Origin of the sequence: Pseudomonas viciae, assembly GCF_004786035.1 — a bacterium.
Lineage (GTDB): Bacteria > Pseudomonadota > Gammaproteobacteria > Pseudomonadales > Pseudomonadaceae > Aquipseudomonas > Aquipseudomonas viciae.
The window spans coordinates 4,666,017-4,682,739 of the sequence record NZ_CP035088.1 but is presented as its reverse complement, the minus strand read 5'-3'; the positions used below and the strand labels follow the sequence as shown (position 1 = coordinate 4,682,739).

The 16,723-nt window shown below is 60.1% G+C and carries 18 protein-coding genes; 16 read left to right on the top strand and 2 right to left on the bottom strand.

The window, feature by feature from the left end:
- Nucleotides 1-4 precede the first annotated feature (4 nt).
- From EPZ47_RS20380 to EPZ47_RS20365, 4 genes are all read left to right on the top strand, one after another.
- On the top strand, nucleotides 5-625 hold the full coding sequence (locus tag EPZ47_RS20380) for a 2-dehydro-3-deoxy-6-phosphogalactonate aldolase (protein ID WP_135846445.1): 621 nt from the start codon (nucleotides 5-7) through the stop codon (nucleotides 623-625).
- 49 nt (nucleotides 626-674) lie between these two features.
- On the top strand, nucleotides 675-1,823 hold the full coding sequence (gene dgoD, locus EPZ47_RS20375) for a galactonate dehydratase (protein WP_135846444.1): 1,149 nt from the start codon (nucleotides 675-677) through the stop codon (nucleotides 1,821-1,823).
- A gap of 187 nt (nucleotides 1,824-2,010) precedes the next feature.
- Complete coding sequence (locus tag EPZ47_RS20370; protein ID WP_135846443.1) at nucleotides 2,011-3,321, top strand: MFS transporter; 1,311 nt, start codon at nucleotides 2,011-2,013, stop codon at nucleotides 3,319-3,321.
- A 59-nt stretch (nucleotides 3,322-3,380) separates the two neighbouring features.
- Nucleotides 3,381-4,184, top strand: a complete 804-nt coding sequence (locus EPZ47_RS20365) for an IclR family transcriptional regulator (RefSeq protein ID WP_013693986.1) — start codon at nucleotides 3,381-3,383, stop codon at nucleotides 4,182-4,184.
- Between the two features lie 3 nt (nucleotides 4,185-4,187).
- On the opposite strand, the gene EPZ47_RS20360 is transcribed toward EPZ47_RS20365, so the two are convergent.
- Nucleotides 4,188-5,240: an NAD(P)-dependent alcohol dehydrogenase gene (locus EPZ47_RS20360; RefSeq protein WP_109754364.1), complete on the bottom strand. Its 1,053-nt coding sequence runs from the start codon at nucleotides 5,238-5,240 to the stop codon at nucleotides 4,188-4,190.
- A gap of 177 nt (nucleotides 5,241-5,417) precedes the next feature.
- Between EPZ47_RS20360 and EPZ47_RS20355 the strand changes: the two genes are divergently transcribed.
- Nucleotides 5,418-6,308 carry an AraC family transcriptional regulator gene (locus EPZ47_RS20355; protein WP_135846442.1) on the top strand — a complete coding sequence of 297 codons (891 nt, stop codon included), beginning with the start codon at nucleotides 5,418-5,420 and terminating at the stop codon, nucleotides 6,306-6,308.
- A gap of 185 nt (nucleotides 6,309-6,493) precedes the next feature.
- On the opposite strand, the gene EPZ47_RS20350 is transcribed toward EPZ47_RS20355, so the two are convergent.
- Nucleotides 6,494-8,158, bottom strand: a complete 1,665-nt coding sequence (locus EPZ47_RS20350; RefSeq protein WP_135846441.1) for an electron transfer flavoprotein-ubiquinone oxidoreductase — start codon at nucleotides 8,156-8,158, stop codon at nucleotides 6,494-6,496.
- A 546-nt stretch (nucleotides 8,159-8,704) separates the two neighbouring features.
- On the opposite strand from EPZ47_RS20350, the gene EPZ47_RS20345 reads away from it, so the two are divergent.
- The 11 genes from EPZ47_RS20345 (at nucleotide 8,705) to EPZ47_RS20295 (ending at nucleotide 16,646) form a co-directional block, all read left to right on the top strand.
- Nucleotides 8,705-9,454 (top strand): electron transfer flavoprotein subunit beta/FixA family protein, encoded by a 750-nt coding sequence (locus EPZ47_RS20345; protein ID WP_003179445.1) that lies wholly within the window; start codon nucleotides 8,705-8,707, stop codon nucleotides 9,452-9,454.
- A 1-nt stretch (nucleotide 9,455) separates the two neighbouring features.
- Nucleotides 9,456-10,385: an electron transfer flavoprotein subunit alpha/FixB family protein gene (locus tag EPZ47_RS20340; protein ID WP_135846440.1), complete on the top strand. Its 930-nt coding sequence runs from the start codon at nucleotides 9,456-9,458 to the stop codon at nucleotides 10,383-10,385.
- 91 nt (nucleotides 10,386-10,476) lie between these two features.
- Nucleotides 10,477-11,301 (top strand): substrate-binding periplasmic protein, encoded by an 825-nt coding sequence (locus tag EPZ47_RS20335; RefSeq protein ID WP_135846439.1) that lies wholly within the window; start codon nucleotides 10,477-10,479, stop codon nucleotides 11,299-11,301.
- A gap of 9 nt (nucleotides 11,302-11,310) precedes the next feature.
- Nucleotides 11,311-11,670 (top strand): DUF4398 domain-containing protein, encoded by a 360-nt coding sequence (locus tag EPZ47_RS20330; protein ID WP_135846438.1) that lies wholly within the window; start codon nucleotides 11,311-11,313, stop codon nucleotides 11,668-11,670.
- Nucleotides 11,667-12,476 (top strand): OmpA family protein, encoded by an 810-nt coding sequence (locus tag EPZ47_RS20325; protein ID WP_135846437.1) that lies wholly within the window; start codon nucleotides 11,667-11,669, stop codon nucleotides 12,474-12,476. The genes EPZ47_RS20330 and EPZ47_RS20325 overlap by 4 nt, the downstream gene beginning before the upstream one ends.
- Before the next feature lie 200 nt (nucleotides 12,477-12,676).
- Nucleotides 12,677-14,119: an aminotransferase-like domain-containing protein gene (locus tag EPZ47_RS20320; RefSeq protein ID WP_072406270.1), complete on the top strand. Its 1,443-nt coding sequence runs from the start codon at nucleotides 12,677-12,679 to the stop codon at nucleotides 14,117-14,119.
- An 85-nt stretch (nucleotides 14,120-14,204) separates the two neighbouring features.
- The gene (locus EPZ47_RS20315) at nucleotides 14,205-14,675 is read left to right on the top strand and encodes a translation initiation factor 2 (protein WP_135846436.1); all 471 of its coding nucleotides are present in this window, start codon (nucleotides 14,205-14,207) and stop codon (nucleotides 14,673-14,675) included.
- Between the two features lie 147 nt (nucleotides 14,676-14,822).
- Complete coding sequence (locus EPZ47_RS20310; protein ID WP_135846435.1) at nucleotides 14,823-15,077, top strand: YkgJ family cysteine cluster protein; 255 nt, start codon at nucleotides 14,823-14,825, stop codon at nucleotides 15,075-15,077.
- A 39-nt stretch (nucleotides 15,078-15,116) separates the two neighbouring features.
- Complete coding sequence (locus EPZ47_RS20305) at nucleotides 15,117-15,725, top strand: START domain-containing protein (protein ID WP_135846434.1); 609 nt, start codon at nucleotides 15,117-15,119, stop codon at nucleotides 15,723-15,725.
- Between the two features lie 139 nt (nucleotides 15,726-15,864).
- The gene (locus tag EPZ47_RS20300; protein ID WP_135846433.1) at nucleotides 15,865-16,101 is read left to right on the top strand and encodes a hypothetical protein; all 237 of its coding nucleotides are present in this window, start codon (nucleotides 15,865-15,867) and stop codon (nucleotides 16,099-16,101) included.
- A gap of 203 nt (nucleotides 16,102-16,304) precedes the next feature.
- Nucleotides 16,305-16,646 (top strand): ribonuclease E inhibitor RraB, encoded by a 342-nt coding sequence (locus EPZ47_RS20295; RefSeq protein WP_135846432.1) that lies wholly within the window; start codon nucleotides 16,305-16,307, stop codon nucleotides 16,644-16,646.
- Nucleotides 16,647-16,723 lie beyond the last annotated feature (77 nt).

The window sequence follows — 16,723 nt, the reverse complement described above, 5'->3', positions numbered from 1 at the left end:
TGACATGCTCACACAAGCACTGGCGCACAACGGGCTGATCGCAATTTTGCGCGGTCTGCGTCCGGACGAGGCCGCCGCTATCGGCGAAGTCCTTTATGGCGCCGGATTTCGCGTCATCGAAGTACCGCTTAACTCTCCCGAGCCGTACGAAAGTATCCGCATCCTGCGCAGTACGTTGCCCGCCGATTGCCTGATCGGTGCCGGCACGGTGCTCACGCCGGAACAGGTCGAGCAAGTGAAAGCCGCTGGCGGTCAAGTCATCGTGATGCCCCACAGCGATCCTAAGGTGCTGCGGGCGGCGAAAGCGGCAGGGCTGTACTTGTCGCCCGGCGTTGCCACGCCCACCGAAGCCTTTGCCGCACTGGCCGAAGGCGCCCATGTGCTGAAGATGTTCCCGGCCGAGCAAATGGGCCCGGCGGTGGTCAAGGCCTGGCTGGCGGTGTTGCCCACGGGGACCGTGCTGGTGCCGGTGGGCGGGATCACGCCGGACAACATGGCGGTGTTCGTCGAGGCCGGCGTCAAGGGTTTCGGCCTCGGTTCCGGACTGTTCAAGCCGGGCCTGACGGCGGACGAAGTGGCGGTGCGCGCCAAGGCCTACGTGGCCGCGTGGAATGCCTTGAACTGAAGACTTTTCCAGCGCCCCGTGCGCTGCATCTGATAAGAGAGACAACAAGATGAAAATCACCAAACTGACCACGTTTATCGTTCCGCCGCGCTGGTGCTTCCTCAAGATCGAAACTGACGAAGGCGTGACCGGCTGGGGCGAGCCCGTGGTCGAAGGTCGTGCCCATACGGTGGCGGCGGCCGTCGAGGAACTGTCCGACTACCTGATCGGCAAAGACCCACGCAACATCGAAGATATCTGGACGGTGTTGTATCGCGGCGGCTTCTACCGGGGCGGGGCGATCCACATGAGCGCGTTGGCCGGCATTGACCAGGCACTATGGGACATCAAGGGCAAGGCCCTGGGCGTGTCGGTCAGCGACTTGCTGGGCGGCCAGGTGCGCGACAAGATCCGTGTGTATTCGTGGATCGGCGGCGACCGGCCGGCCGACACCGCCCGTGCGGCGAAAGAGGCGGTGGCGCGGGGCTTCACCGCAGTGAAGATGAACGGCACCGAAGAGCTGCAATTTCTCGACTCCTTTGAAAAAGTCGACCTGGCCTTGGCCAACGTCGCGGCGGTGCGGGACGCGGTCGGGCCGAACGTCGGCATTGGCGTGGACTTCCACGGTCGCGTGCACAAGCCGATGGCCAAGGTGCTGATGAAGGAACTCGACCCCTACAAATTGATGTTCATCGAAGAGCCGGTGCTCAGCGAAAACTACGAGGCCCTAAAAGAACTGGCGCCGCTGACCAGTACCCCGATTGCCCTGGGCGAGCGGCTGTTTTCCCGCTGGGATTTCAAGCGGGTGCTCAGCGAAGGCTACGTGGACATCATCCAGCCGGATGCGTCCCATGCCGGTGGCATCACCGAAACCCGCAAGATCGCCAACATGGCCGAAGCCTACGATGTAGCGCTGGCGCTGCACTGCCCGCTGGGCCCGATCGCCCTGGCGGCGTGCCTGCAATTGGACGCGGTTTGCTACAACGCGTTCATCCAGGAACAGAGCCTGGGCATCCACTACAACGAGAGCAACGACCTGCTGGATTACATCAAGGATCCGCAGGTGTTCGACTACGACAAAGGCTTCGTGAAAATCCCCAACGGCCCGGGCCTGGGCATTGAGATCAATGAGGAATACGTCATCGAACGCGCGGCCATCGGCCACCGCTGGCGCAATCCGATCTGGCGGCATGCCGATGGTAGTTTTGCTGAGTGGTGAGTGCTCTGACTCACTCGGTTTAAATGTGGGAGCGGGCTTGCTCGCGAAGACGGTGTGTCAGTAATACATCCGCTAACTGACACACCCTCTTCGCGAGCAAGCCCGCTCCCACACTCGATCTCCTTAAACAGGGAGATCTCCAGCAATGCGCCCGATTCCTCAATAAACATAAAAAGAGGCACCTCACATGCAAGCGCACACCCTGAGCGCGCAAGCGTCGTTGGTGACGCCCAGCCGCAAGCGTTTTTTCATCATGGTCCTGCTGTTCATCACCGTGGTGATCAATTACCTGGACCGCAGTAACCTCTCAATTGCCGCTCCCGCACTGACCAGTGACCTGGGCATCGATCCGATTCATGTCGGGCTGATTTTCTCGGCGTTCGGCTGGACCTACGCGGCCATGCAGATTCCTGGTGGCTGGCTGGTGGACCGGGTGCCGCCGCGCATTCTTTACAGTGTGGCGCTGCTGCTGTGGTCGGTGGCCACGGTGATGCTTGGCTTCGCCGCCAGTTTCATCGCGCTGTTCGTGCTGCGCATGGCGGTGGGTGCGCTGGAAGCGCCGGCGTATCCGATCAACAGTCGCGTGGTCACCACCTGGTTTCCTGAGCGCGAGCGGGCCACGGCCATCGGTTTCTACACCTCCGGGCAGTTCGTCGGGTTGGCCTTCCTGACGCCGGTATTGGCCTGGCTGCAACATGCGTTCGGCTGGCACATGGTGTTTGTCGCCACGGGCGCGGTGGGCATTCTCTGGGCGCTGATCTGGTACGCGGTTTATCGCGAACCACGGGACTTCAAAGGGGCCAATGCGGCTGAAATCGAACTGATCCGCGAAGGTGGCGGATTAGTCGATATCCAGGCCGATACCGCGAAGGCCAAGGCAAAATTCAGCTGGGCCGACCTGGGGATCGTCCTGACCCAACGCAAGTTGTGGGGCATTTACCTGGGACAGTTCTGCCTCAACTCCACGCTGTGGTTTTTCCTGACCTGGTTCCCGACCTACCTGGTGAAATATCGCGGCATGGACTTCATCAAGTCCGGCCTGCTGGCGTCGTTGCCGTTCCTTGCGGCGTTTGTCGGCGTGCTGTGTTCCGGGTTCTTTTCCGACTGGCTGATCCGTCGTGGCACCAGCGTGGGATTCGCGCGCAAGCTGCCGATCATCGGCGGGCTGCTGATCTCCACGTCGATCATCGGCGCCAATTTCGTCGAATCGACGCCGCTGGTCATCGCATTCCTGGCCTTGGCGTTCTTCGGCAATGGCCTGGCGTCGATCACCTGGTCGCTGGTTTCCACGTTGGCCCCAGCACGGCTGCTCGGGTTGACGGGTGGGGTGTTCAACTTCATCGGCAACCTGGCGGCCATCACCACGCCGATTGTCATTGGGTTCCTCGCCAGCGGCGATTCGTTTGCCCCGGCCATCACCTATATCGCCGTTCTGGCATTGATTGGCGCGCTGTCCTACATCCTGCTGGTGGGGAAGGTCGAGCGCATCGAGTTGTAGTCCGACGGGGCGGGCGACCATAATGCCGCCCGTTCCCCGCTCACTGTTGAAGGCCGGCTATGCAGCAAGACGATCCAAAAATCACCAAGGACGCAGCGCCCACAGGCACCCAGACCTTGCTGCGCGGCCTGGGCGTGGTCCAGGCGGTTGCCAGCGGCGCCCGTGACTTGAAGGAAATCGCCCGGCTGATCGGCACCACCCGCAGCACCACCCATCGCCTGGCCAGTTGCCTGGTGGACGAACGTTACCTGCGCGTGGTGCCGCAAGTGGGTTACCTGCTGGGGCCGAAGCTGATCGAACTGGGTTTCCAGGCCCGGGAAGAACTGCCGTTGGTGAGCCTGGCGGGGCCGTACCTGGACGAACTGTCGGCGCTTACCGGCGACACCGTTCACCTGGCGATTCGCGAGGGTGATGAGGTCTTGTACCTGCTGAAAAATCCCGGGCGCAACGGCCCGGAGATGCGCTCGCGCGTGGGCCATCGCATGCCGCTGGCACGTACCGGGATCGGCAAGGCGCTGATGCTCGATGACTCGCAGGAACAATGGAAGAGGCTGTACGAAATCAGCCTGCCGGCCGGTGGGAAGAATCAGTTCTGGCCCCAGCATCAGGAGCAATCCTGGGAACAGTTCCAGCAACGGATGGTGGAGTATGTGGCGGGGGGCTATGCGTTCGACCTGGAAGACAACGAACCGTCGATTCGCTGCGTGGCGGCGCCGATCCGTGACGCCGGCAAGCGCATCGTTGCCGGTATCAGCATCGCCAGCACCGTGCCCTACATGCCGTTGGAAAAAATGGCCGAGCTGATTCCCCTGGTCAAAGGGGTCACAGCCCGGCTGTCGGCGGAGCTTGGTGCCAAGGTCTGAGGGTCAGGCCTTGAGGGTTGCCATGTCGATGACAAAGCGGTATTTCACATCCCCGGCGATCATACGGCTGTAGGCCTCGTTGATCTGACGGATGTCGAGCATTTCAATGTCGCAGCTGATGTTGTGTTCGGCGCAGAAATCCAGCACTTCCTGGGTTTCGGCGATACCGCCGATCAAGGAGCCAGCCAGGACCCGACGGCCCATGATCAGTTTTGCGGCATGGACCGGCGGATCAATCGGCTCGACCAGACCCACCAGGATGTGCACACCGTCGAAACGCAAGGTGTCGAGGTAGGGGTTGAGGTCGTGCTGCACCGGAATGGTGTCCAGCAGGAAGTTGAAGCGCCCGGCGGCAGCGGCCATCTGCTCGGCGTCGGTGGACACGATCACGTGGTCCGCACCTTGGCGACGGGCTTCTTCAGCCTTGCTCGCCGAGCGGGTGAACAACGTCACTTCCGCGCCCATGGCCTTGGCGAACTTGATGCCCATGTGCCCGAGGCCGCCCATGCCCAGCACGCCAACCTTGTCGCCAGCCTTCACGCCATAGTGCTTGAGGGGCGAGTAGGTGGTGATGCCGGCGCAGAGAATCGGCGCGGCGCCGGCCGGATCGAGGGTTTCCGGGATGCGCAGCACGAAGTGCTCGCTGACCACGATGCTGTTGGAGTAACCGCCCATGGTGTGGCCGCCGCTGATACGGTCCGGGCTGGCGTAGGTCTGTGTCATGCCCTGGTAACAGTATTGCTCCAGGTCAGCGCGGCATGCTTCGCACTCACGGCAGGAGTCGACCATGCAACCAACGCCTACCAGGTCGCCAACCTTATAGCGGGTGACATTCGCACCGACGGCGGTAACTTTGCCGACAATCTCATGACCGGGCATCAACGGGTAAACGGCGATGCCCCATTCATTGCGGGCCTGGTGGATGTCGGAATGGCAGACGCCGCAGTAGAGAATGTCGATCGCCACATCGTCGGCTCGCGGGCTGCGGCGTTCGAACTTCATGGGGGCGAGGGGAGTGGTGGCCGACTGGGCGGCATATCCGATGGCAGTGTACATAATGAGCCTCGCTAAGCAGTGAACGGTGAGGTGGTCCATTCTGGGAGTCTTGCCGGATTGCGGCGATGGTGATTCCTACGTATGTCATGCCTATTTCTCCGGCGCTGGCTATGATTTGATTTCTACGAGACGCAGACCTGCGATGATGCCTTCATCCTTTTTTCGTGAAGTTTTCCTATGTTGTTGACTCGTCATCTTGATGCCAACGCCGCCTTGGTCTCGCTGATCGAGCCCTTGGCGATCCGCGATGGTTTCGTTCCCACGCGGCTGCCCGGGGTGCATGTGCTCAGGGCCTGCCAGGATGTGGCCCGCGGCCCGCAGCTTTACGAGCCGAGCCTGGTGATCATTGCCCAGGGCAGCAAACTGGCGTACTTGGGACCTCGCACATTGGAATATGGTGCCGGGAATTATCTGATCCAGGCGTTGCCGGTGCCGTTCGAGTGCGAAACCTATGCCATGCCCAATGCCCCGCTGCTAGGGGTTTCTGTGGCGATCGATCGGGTGATGCTGGGGGAACTGGTGCTGGCCATGGGGCTGGTGGCGGGGCGGAGCCTGGCGCCGCAGACGCCGGAGTCCATGACTTGTGCCGTGCTCGATGACGCGATGCGTGGGTGCGTCGAGCGCTTGTTGCACTGCCTGCACGATCCGTTGGAGTGCCAGGTCATGGGCCAGGCGCGGCTGCGGGAATTGCTGTTCGTCGCCTTGCGTGGACCTCAGGCCGATGTATTGCGGGCACTGGTGGAACAGCAAGGGCAGTTCGCCCGGATTGCCGCTGCCCTGAGCCATCTGCATGCACACTTTACCGAGCCGCTGAACGTCGAAACGCTGGCCAGTTGCGCAAACATGAGCACCTCGACCTTTCATGAGCATTTCAAGCGCAGCACACTGTTGTCGCCGGTGCAGTATCTCAAGCGCTTGCGTCTGCTCAAGGCGCAGCGATTGCTGCTTAGCGAAGGCTTGGGCGTGGCCCAGGTCGCGCATCAGGTGGGGTATCAGAGTTCGTCGCAGTTCAGCCGCGAGTACAAGCGCTACTTCGAGCGCAATCCTGGAGAAGAGCGCGCCGCCTGATCCACCGCAAATCACCCTGTGGGAGCGGGCTTGCTCGCGAAGGCGGTTTACTGCCGGTATCTTTAGCGACTGACACGACGCCTTCGCGAGCAAGCCCGCTCCCACATTTTGATCTGTTGTGGTTCTTGAAATCGTAGACAACAAAAAGGCCCCCTTCCGGGAGCCTCGATGTTCAGCGGATCAGCTTACATGTTCGGGTAAGTCGGACCACCGGCGCCTTCCGGCGAAACCCAGGTGATGTTCTGTGCAGGGTCCTTGATGTCGCAGGTCTTGCAGTGCACACAGTTCTGGGCGTTGATCTGGAAGCGCTTCTCGCCGTCTTCCTTGGTCACCACTTCGTACACGCCGGCCGGGCAGTAGCGCTGCGCGGGTTCGTCGTACAGTGGCAGGTTCTTGCTGATCGGGATGCTCGGGTCGGTCAGCTTCAGGTGGCAGGGTTGTTCTTCTTCATGGTTGGTACCGGAGATGAACACCGAGCTGAGTTTGTCGAAGCTCAGCTTGCCGTCAGGTTTGGGGTAGTCGATCTTCTGGCTGTCCTTGGCCAGCTTGAGGCAGGCGTAGTCCGGCTTGGTATCGTGCAGAGTGAACGGCATTTTGCCGCCCATGATGTTCTGGTCGAACCAGTTGAAGCCAGCGCCGATGATCGGACCGAATTTGTGCATCGCCGGGCCGAAGTTGCGGGTGGCGAACAGTTCTTCGTAGAGCCAGCTGTTCTTGAAGCTGTCGACGTAGGCAGTCAGTTCATCGCCGCCTTCGGATTCGGCGAACAAGCGATCGGCCACGGCGTCGGCCGCGAGCATGCCGGACTTCATGGCAGTGTGGCTGCCTTTGATCTTGGCGAAGTTGAGGGTGCCGAGGTCGCAACCGATCAGCGCACCGCCCTTGAAAACCATTTTCGGCAGCGAATTCAGGCCGCCCTTGCAGATGGCGCGGGCGCCGTAGCTGATGCGCTTGCCGCCTTCCAGATACTGCTTGAGGACCGGGTGATGCTTGAGGCGCTGGAACTCATCGAACGGCGACAGGAAGGTGTTGCTGTAGGACAGGTCAACGATCAGGCCGACTACGACCTGATTGTTTTCCAAGTGATAAAGGAACGAGCCACCGGTGTTTTCGGCGCTCATGATGTCCAGCGGCCAGCCGGCGGTGTGCACCACCAGGCCCGGTTGATGCTTGGCCGGGTCGATTTCCCAGATTTCCTTCAGGCCGATGCCGTAGTGCTGGGCGTCGGCATCGCTGTCGAGGTTGAAGCGCTTGATCAGCTGCTTGCCGATGTGACCACGGCAGCCTTCGGCGAACAGCGTGTACTTGCCGCGCAGTTCCATGCCGGGAGTGTAGAGGCCTTCCTTCGGCTGACCTTCACGGTCGACACCCAGGTCGCCGGTGATGATCCCGCGGACCACGCCATTCTCGTCGAACAGCGCCTCCTGGGCGGCGAAGCCCGGGTAGATTTCTACGCCCAGGTTCTCGGCCTGCTGGGCCAGCCAGCGGCACAGGTTGCCCAGGGATATGATGTAGTTGCCTTCGTTGTGCATGGTCTTGGGCACAAAGAAGTCGGGCACCTTGGTGGAGGTCTCGCTGCTGCGCAGTACATAGATGTCGTCGCGCACCACCGGGGTGTTGAGCGGGGCGCCCAGTTCTTTCCAGTCCGGGAACAGTTCGTTCAGGGCGCGGGGTTCGAACACCGCACCGGAGAGGATGTGCGCACCGACCTCGGAGCCTTTTTCGACCACGCAGACGCTGATTTCCTTACCGGCTTCGGCGGCCTTCTGTTTCAGTCGGCAAGCGGCAGACAGGCCAGCGGGGCCGGCACCGACGATGACCACGTCGAATTCCATGTATTCGCGTTCCACAGGCTATCTCCTACTCAAGGCTCTACAGTTTTTTCTAATTGGAGGTTGAGCGTTGCATCCGTGGTTTCTTTGCTAAAAGCGACGAAAACGACACGGAATGGCACGCGGTGCTCTCTTAAGCGGCGCATTATATCTACACCACTCTCAGGGTCCAATACAAACGTTTGTTTGAAATTGCCGCAGGCCAGATAAATCACTGACGTGCGGCTTATGACTGACCATTTTGCCGTATTGACCGGAATAGGCGTTCCGGTCAAGATACGGGCGGTTTTGCGCTCGCCGTAGGCTGACTGTTGGTTTCAAGAGCACCTCTAAAGACAGGGCGAAGGCAGCACAAAGTGACGTATTGCGTGGTTCGGACGCGCAGTTTACACGCCGCGATAATGAATGACTCATCAGTCATCACTGACGAACGGTCTTCACTCCCGTGAGCAAGGTCATGTGTGGTTCATGCCGGCGTTTTTAGAGGTGCCCTTGCGCCCATGAGCATCAACCGCCAGGTTCGCCTAGGCGACTTTCTTTTCACCGGAGAGTAACGAGGAATCCATGAAGGTTCTTGTAGCTGTCAAACGAGTGGTCGACTATAACGTCAAGGTTCGCGTCAAGGCGGACAACTCCGGCGTCGACCTCGCCAACGTCAAGATGTCGATGAACCCTTTCTGCGAAATCGCCGTAGAAGAAGCCGTACGCCTGAAAGAAAAAGGCGTGGCGACTGAGATCGTCGTCGTCTCCATCGGCCCGACCACCGCCCAGGAACAACTGCGTACTGCGCTGGCACTGGGTGCCGATCGCGCCATCCTCGTCGAATCCGCCGAAGACCTGACTTCCCTGGCCGTGGCCAAGCTGCTCAAGGCCGTTGTCGACAAGGAACAGCCATCGCTGGTGATCCTCGGCAAACAAGCCATCGACAGCGACAACAACCAGACCGGCCAGATGCTCGCGGCATTGAGCGGCTACGGTCAGGGCACGTTCGCGTCCAAAGTTGAAGTGTCCGGCGACAGCGTTGCCGTGACCCGCGAAATCGACGGCGGCGCGCAGACGGTTTCCCTGAAACTGCCGGCCATCGTCACCACCGACCTGCGTTTGAACGAGCCGCGCTATGCGTCCCTGCCAAACATCATGAAAGCCAAGAAGAAGCCGCTTGAAGTGCTGACTCCGGACGCTTTGGGCGTTTCCACCGCCTCCACCAACAAGACCGTGAAAGTCGAAGCGCCAGCTGCACGCAGCGCGGGCATCAAGGTCAAGTCGGTGGCTGAACTGGTCGAGAAACTGAAAAACGAAGCGAAGGTAATCTGACATGACTATCTTGGTAATCGCCGAACACGATAACAAGGTGCTGGCTCCGGCCACGCTGAACACCGTGGCTGCCGCTGCCAAAATCGGCGCTGACATTCACGTCCTGGTTGCTGGCCAGGGCATTGGCGCCGTGGCTGAAGCCGCCGCGAAAATCGCTGGCGTGGCTAAAGTGCTGGCGGCCGACAACGCTGCCTACGCGCACCAACTGCCGGAAAACGTTGCTCCGCTGGTAGTCGAGCTGGGCAAGGGCTACAGCCACATCCTGGCTGCCGCCACGTCCAACGGCAAGAATATCCTGCCACGCGTTGCCGCTGCGCTGGACGTCGACCAGATCTCCGAGATCATCTCGGTGGAAAGCGCCGACACCTTCAAGCGTCCGATCTACGCGGGCAACGCCATTGCCACCGTGCAATCGAACGCTGCGGTCAAGGTCATCACCGTTCGCGCCACCGGTTTCGACCCGGTTGCCGCCGAAGGTGGTTCGGCTGCCGTTGAAGCCGTAGGCGCTGCCCACGACGCCGGCATCTCCAGCTTCGTCAACGAAGAACTGGCCAAGTCCGATCGTCCTGAACTGACCGCTGCCAAGATCGTCGTTTCCGGCGGTCGCGGCATGCAGAACGGCGACAACTTCAAGCACCTGTACGCCCTGGCCGACAAGCTGGGCGCTGCTGTCGGCGCTTCCCGCGCGGCAGTCGACGCAGGTTTCGTACCCAACGACATGCAGGTCGGTCAGACCGGCAAGATCGTTGCGCCACAGCTGTACATCGCCGTCGGTATCTCCGGCGCGATCCAGCACCTGGCCGGCATGAAAGACTCCAAAGTGATCGTTGCGATCAACAAGGACGAAGAGGCGCCGATCTTCCAGGTAGCTGATTACGGCCTGGTAGCGGACCTGTTCGAAGCCATCCCTGAGCTGGAGAAGCTGGTCTAATCCGGCGTCTTCACTTATAAAGAGCCCGGCCCTTTGGCCGGGTTTTTTATTTCTGCACTATTTGTTTTCGCTGCAAGGGGAGCGTACTGCCATGGATCTTCGCCGTTTGGCTGGCTGGTCATTGCTATGGGCGTTGGCGGGTATGCCGGGCCTGGCTACTGCCGCCGGCAAGTGTGAGCGACTGATCGCCACCGGCAGCCCTGATGCGCCCCCTTACCTTTGGCAAGACCCCCAGGACCCCAAGCACCTGATCGGCGCCGGCGCCGACTTGCTCCAACAAGTGGCAGGAGAGCTGGGGATCAAGATCGAACTGCTTTATGCCGGCAAGCGTGCCCAGGCGCTGGACGAAGTGCGCAGTGGTCGCATGGACTTGCTCACCGACGCTCCACTGACCAGCACTGGGCTGGAAGCCTTGGACTACGTTCATCCACCGTTACTGGAAAACGACCATCTGGTCTGGACACGCAAGGACTCGACCTTGGTCGTCAACCAGCCCGAGGATCTTCATGGTCATCCCGGAGCCTTGTCGGAAAAGGCCCGTATGACCCAGGGATTCGGCGTTTTTGCCGAGCAGCAATTGTCCCTGACCCGCACGCCCAACCTGACCCAGGCCTTTCAGAAATTGCTGCTGGGGGAGGTGGAATATGTCCTGGCGGGGCGCTATTCGGGCCTGGCGATGGCGCAGACACTGGGCATGGCGAACGACCTTCAGGCGGCACCGCAGCCAGTGGATAAACCGGGGCTGTTCCTGGCGGTTTCCCATAACTCCGCCTGCAATGACCCATGGTTACGCGGACAGCTGGCGCAAAAGATGACAGAATTGGCCGCGTCCGGCCTGACGGAAGCTGTGTTGCAGCGCAATCTCGAGCGTTGGAACACACAGTTGCAGCCACCTGTCAGCGCCCCAAAACAGTAGGGAACATTAGTGACTATTCGACCTCTTTTCGCTGCCCTGGCCGTTCTGGCTCTGGCGGGCTGCGCAGCCGATCCGGCGCCGAATGAACAGATCCGCCTGACCGAACAGGCACTGAAACAAGCCCGAGCCGTGGGCGCCATTGCCGACGAAGTGCCTGAATTGAAACTGGCAGAAGAAAAGTTCGCCCGGGCCCAATCCAACATGGCCGACCAATCGTACAAGAAGGCGCGCATGCGGGCCGAACAGGCCGAACTGGATGCACGCCTGGCTGAAGCGAAGGTGCTGACCCTCAAGAGCCAGGAGCAACTGAACGTGCTCGACACCCGCATCAAGCGCTTGCGCAAACAGTTGAGGGATGATGCCCAATGAAGCAGTCCCATGTATTCGGCGGTCTGCTCCTCGTGAGCCTGGCCAGTTTGTATGGCTGCGCCGGACAGCGCAGCGAAGCAGCGCTTGAGCAGGCCAGCAACGACTTCCAGACGGTCAAGGAAGACGCCAACGTATTGCGCGCCGCGCCCAGGGACGTGATCCGTGCCGGCGAATCCCTGGCCCGTGCTGATCGCTTGTCCAGCTACTGGGGCAGTGGTGAGGATGTGCAGCATTACGCCTACCTGAGCCAGCGCTACAGTGCGATTGCTCGGGAACACAGCAACCAGGTGCTCAATGAAGAACGTGCGGCAAAGCTCGAACTGGAGCGCCAGCGCCTGCAATTGGCCCTGCGTGAATCCAAACTGCTGAGTGTGCAGCAGCAGGGCAAATGGCTTGAAGAACAGATCATGGCGATGGCGACCACCCAGACCGATCGCGGCCTGGTGATGACGCTGGGCGACGTTCTGTTCGATACCGGCGAAGCGGAATTGAAGAACTCGGCCAACCGGATCGTGCTCAAGATCGTGCAGTTCCTGCAGCTCAACCCCAAGCGTGTCGTGCGCATCGAGGGCTACACCGACAGCACCGGCGGCAAGCAGGAAAACCTCAAGTTGTCCCGTGACCGCGCGCAGGCGGTGGCGGACGTGCTGGTTGACTTGGGCATTGACGACAAGCGCATCCAGGTCGAAGGCTACGGTGACGAATTTCCGGTGGACGTCAACGCTTCCGAGCGTGGCCGGGCGCAGAACCGTCGCGTGGAAATTGTGTTCTCCGACGAAAAAGGCCAGCTCGGCGCCGCCCGCTGAGGGCTGCGTCACTGGAAAACCCGGCCCCTTTAAAGGCGCCGGGTTTTTTTACACCTGCAAATCGCGGCGCAATGAGTACAGTTGGGGCTGTCACTGGGCTGTACTGTCGAGTAATCTGGCAACTGTCCCCGTACACTTCTAAACTGTTCCGGTATCGTTTCCGACAAAAATAAAATGCCCGTGAAATCGAGTGCTGCGTCATGACCAACCTCCTGCTTTATCAACGTATTGCGCAACAGCTGGCCGAAGACATCCGGCGCGGCGTGTATCAGCCCGGTGAACGCGTGCCTTCGGTGCGCAAGATGAGCTCGCAGCTCAACGTCAGCCATGCCACGGTGCTGCAGGCCTACGCCAACCTTGAAGACCAGGGGCTGATCCGCGCGCGGCCACAATCGGGTTACTACGTGCACCAGACGCCGGCCCTTACCGCGCCGACGCCGGACATCGCCCGGGTCGAGCGCCCAGGGTTGGTGACGCGCAGCAGTATCATCCAGCAGGTATTGGTCGAGTCGCGCCGCGAAGGGGTATTCCCGTTGGGGGCGGCGGTGCCGAGCGTCGACTACCTGCCTGTGCGGGCGCTGCACCAGCAATTGGCCAAGGTCACGCGTTTTCACAGCCCGCGGGCGTTCAGCTACATGTTCAGCCCGGGCTTCGAGCCGTTGCGGCGTCAGGTGGCGATTCGCATGCGTGATGCTGGCGTCGTGGTGGACCCCTCCGAAGTGGTGATCACCCACGGCTGTGTCGATGCGCTGCAGATGTCCTTGCGCGTGCTGACCCGGCCAGGGGATCTGATCGCTGCCGAGTCACCTACCTATTACGGCTTGCTGCAGTTGGCAGATCTGCTGGGCCTCAAGGTCATCGAGATCCCCAGTGATCCGGTCACCGGCATGAGCCTCGAGGCGCTGCAACTGGCGGCTAACCAATGGTCGATCAAGGCGCTGGTGTTGACCACGCGCCTGAGCAATCCCTTGGGCAGCACCATGCCGGAGGAGCGTCAGAAGCAACTGCTGCGCCTGGCGTCGGACTTCGACATCCAGATCGTCGAGGACGATATCTATGGCGAGCTGATGTTCGAGCAGGGGCGCACCAAGGCGCTCAAGGCCTACGACCGGTTGGATCGGGTGATCTATTGCTCGAGTTTTTCCAAGACCTTGTCGCCGGGCGTACGTATCGGCTGGATGATCGCCGGCAAATTCCAGCAGGAAATCCAGCGCCTCCAGACCTTCAGTACTCACTCGGCGTGCAGCGTTACGCAAATGGGCATCGCGGCATATCTGGAAAATGGCGGTTATGACCGGCACCTGCGCTATATCCGCCAGGAGTACCGCAAGAACCTCAGCGCTTTTCAGCTGGCGGTGCAGCAATATTTCCCCGAAGGCACGCAAATGAGCCGCCCCAACGGAGGCTTCATCCTGTGGGTCAGCCTGCCGGGGCGGGTCAACACCCAGGAATTGCATGTGCGGGCGTTGCAGCAAGGCATCAGTATCGCGCCAGGGCTGATTTTCAGTAATACCGAGCAGTTCAATCACTGCATCCGCCTGAATTGCGGCACACCCTGGAACCGCGAGGCGGAGCGAGCCTTGATGACGCTGGGCCTGCTGGCCACTCAATTGTGCCAAGAGACTGCCAACGGATTTTTATAGGAATCAGCGGCTTAGTCTGATGTGCTTGTCAGCGCCTCATTATCAGGCGAGCATGGCGGTCTCTGCCGTAAGTACCGTTGTGTTTATGAAAGCCATTGCTCCTGCTGCCTGGGTTTTGATCGGCCTGTTGACCGCCTTCCATACGGGAGGCGTCGTGGCGGCTTCGGCGCAGGAGAAACCCGTCGCCAGCGCGACGAGTAATGCGCCGAAAAAAACGGCGGTGGTCAAGAAGGCTCCCGCGAAAAAAACGGCGGCGAAGAAAAAACGCGCGCCCATCGCTTCCAAGAGCAAATCCGCCCATGAGGTTGCCAAGACTCCATTACCAGCGGCCAAGCTGGATTTGAGCTTGCCCCATGACATGGTCGAGGAACTGCAACCGCCGGGTAAGGTGCAGTCAGCTAAAAACCAGCCACTGTTGCCGTCCATGTTCGGGGAGAAACCCGGACCGTTCCAACTCAATGGGCGTTTGCTGAGCAATGAGATGCAACTGCCGCTGCGCAATCAGGAGCGCAATGAAGTGGAAGGCGCGGCACTGGAGTTCGAATTCAAGCAGTGAACCTTGCCATGCATGCAGCTCGTCGCTGACCGTTCGGTCATCTCGCCGTGGGCGAAAAAACCTGCGGACTTTAATTTTAAACGAGTGTTTTAGCCGTTACTCTGTGCGCTGTTACCAACCATTACCTGTCGTGAGGATGTTGTCGTCATGAAATGCCGTGAAGGCTGTGGCGCCTGCTGCATCGCCCCGTCCATCAGTTCCCCGATCCCTGGCATGCCCCAAGGCAAACCGGCGGGAGAACGCTGCGCGCAGTTGTCGGTCGACAATCTGTGCCGGATCTTCGGCCAGCCGGAACGCCCCGCGGTGTGCTCGGCGTTCGAGGCCGACATCGAGGTCTGTGGCAGCAGCAGCGAAGACGCCATCCGACTGATCGGTTGGTGGGAGCAAGTCACGGCAGCGTAATGGGTCAATGATCAGAACTTGGACAATAAGGAAAAAACTATGGGTTCGCTGCATCGTATGGCTGTGTTGTGTGGCTTGACCGTGTTGTTGGCAACCGCCAGCGCTCAGGCAGAGGACTGGCAGGTCACCAAGGAGAAGGACGGTATCAAGGTATCCCTGAGTGAAGTGGCTGGCTCCAAGTACAAGGCCTACCGCGGCGTGACTGTCATGCAGACCACCATGGCCAAGTTGCGGGCCCTGCAGGAAGATGTCCCGGGTGCCTGCGCCTGGATTCATGAGTGCAAGAGCCAGAAGCTACTCAAGCACGAAGGTGACAAGAGCTGGACCTACACTCAGTTCAATACGCCATGGCCAGTCACTTCCCGAGACTCGGTGCTGGAAGTCACCACCGTCGATGGCGCGGATGGCAGCCTGACCCGCAATCTCAAAGGCGTACCGACCTACGTGCCTGAAGAGAAGGGCTTTGTACGAGTGACCCAGGTCGACGGCTTCTGGAAATTCACCCCCAAGGGCGCGAACCAGGTCGAAGTGACGTACCAGGTCCACACCGAACCCGGTGGCGATGTACCGTCCTGGCTGGCTAACAAGTTCGTGGTGGATGCGCCGTTCAACACCTTGAAAGCGCTGAAGGAGCGCGCCGAAAAGTAATCGGCCATGGTTGCATCAGGAGACCGCCCATGAGGCGGTCTTTTCATGTGTGCCGCCCAACAACCCAGCGGAACGATTGTTCAGCCCTCAATGTCGAGATAGAGGTAAGCCAGGCCCTGAATTGATCGAGGAGACACCGATGCAGAAGTGGGAAATCACTTTCGTGGATGATCACGGCGACACCACTGAAGAACTGTTCGACTGTGACCAGGAGCCCACCATGGAACAGGCCGCACAACTGATTCGCGGACGGCTGTTTCCAGTGGCCAGCGAGTTGGACCTCAATGACCTGGAGGGGCGCACTGAAGACCCGACGGTCAAGAACCTCAAGTCCCAGCACAGCATCGAAATCATCAGCATTACACCGATTTCATGAAAATCGTTGTCTGGCCCCGCTTGGCAGTGGCCACGACTTGCGGCTACTCTGCAAGTGAGATCAGCGAAAGGATCGCTTAGGTCCGGTCTTGTCAGCTACATGCTTGTGTCCCGACGGTAATTTGATGCCGTAACGCCTGCAACTTACGGGTTGCCTGCGCGGGAAGACGGAAAGTCTATCCATCGGTTTTAGGAGGACGTTTCATGAGCACAGCCTATCAAGAAGACATCAGCACCAGTGTGTTGCGCCGCATGAAAGAAGGCGGTTTCGATTTCTCAAAATTCCATCCCATCGAGTTCTACGCCATTTTCCCGGATGAGGAGCGGGCGCGCAGGGCGGCAGGTCAATTTCGGGGCGAATCGCTGAACGCGCAGATCAGTGCACGGGACGACGGGGCTTGGTCATTGGAACTGAGCCGGGTGATGTATGCCACTTACGACGATATCGGAGACTTCGAGCAAGACTTTGAGGCCGTGGTTGAGCCGTTGGGCGGCATCATCGAGGGCTGGGGCGTCAAGCAAGAGATTCGGCGCTTGCAGGCCTGATACTTCACTCACTGCAACCAGAGCAACGGCTGACCTTTGTGTCGGCCGTTTTCATGTCAGCGATCTTACCCCCAGGT

Excerpts from the sequence above, each read along its gene's own strand:
- EPZ47_RS20380 (WP_135846445.1), top strand. The coding sequence starts at position 5 with ATGCTCACACAAGCACTGGCGCACAACGGGCTGATCGCAATTTTGCGC.
- dgoD (WP_135846444.1), top strand. The coding sequence starts at position 675 with ATGAAAATCACCAAACTGACCACGTTTATCGTTCCGCCGCGCTGGTGC.
- EPZ47_RS20370 (WP_135846443.1), top strand. The coding sequence starts at position 2,011 with ATGCAAGCGCACACCCTGAGCGCGCAAGCGTCGTTGGTGACGCCCAGC.
- EPZ47_RS20365 (WP_013693986.1), top strand. The coding sequence starts at position 3,381 with ATGCAGCAAGACGATCCAAAAATCACCAAGGACGCAGCGCCCACAGGC.
- EPZ47_RS20360 (WP_109754364.1), bottom strand. The coding sequence starts at position 5,240 with ATGTACACTGCCATCGGATATGCCGCCCAGTCGGCCACCACTCCCCTC.
- EPZ47_RS20355 (WP_135846442.1), top strand. The coding sequence starts at position 5,418 with ATGTTGTTGACTCGTCATCTTGATGCCAACGCCGCCTTGGTCTCGCTG.
- EPZ47_RS20345 (WP_003179445.1), top strand. The coding sequence starts at position 8,705 with ATGAAGGTTCTTGTAGCTGTCAAACGAGTGGTCGACTATAACGTCAAG.
- EPZ47_RS20340 (WP_135846440.1), top strand. The coding sequence starts at position 9,456 with ATGACTATCTTGGTAATCGCCGAACACGATAACAAGGTGCTGGCTCCG.
- EPZ47_RS20335 (WP_135846439.1), top strand. The coding sequence starts at position 10,477 with ATGGATCTTCGCCGTTTGGCTGGCTGGTCATTGCTATGGGCGTTGGCG.
- EPZ47_RS20325 (WP_135846437.1), top strand. The coding sequence starts at position 11,667 with ATGAAGCAGTCCCATGTATTCGGCGGTCTGCTCCTCGTGAGCCTGGCC.
- EPZ47_RS20320 (WP_072406270.1), top strand. The coding sequence starts at position 12,677 with ATGACCAACCTCCTGCTTTATCAACGTATTGCGCAACAGCTGGCCGAA.
- EPZ47_RS20315 (WP_135846436.1), top strand. The coding sequence starts at position 14,205 with ATGAAAGCCATTGCTCCTGCTGCCTGGGTTTTGATCGGCCTGTTGACC.
- EPZ47_RS20310 (WP_135846435.1), top strand. The coding sequence starts at position 14,823 with ATGAAATGCCGTGAAGGCTGTGGCGCCTGCTGCATCGCCCCGTCCATC.
- EPZ47_RS20305 (WP_135846434.1), top strand. The coding sequence starts at position 15,117 with ATGGGTTCGCTGCATCGTATGGCTGTGTTGTGTGGCTTGACCGTGTTG.
- EPZ47_RS20300 (WP_135846433.1), top strand. The coding sequence starts at position 15,865 with ATGCAGAAGTGGGAAATCACTTTCGTGGATGATCACGGCGACACCACT.
- EPZ47_RS20295 (WP_135846432.1), top strand. The coding sequence starts at position 16,305 with ATGAGCACAGCCTATCAAGAAGACATCAGCACCAGTGTGTTGCGCCGC.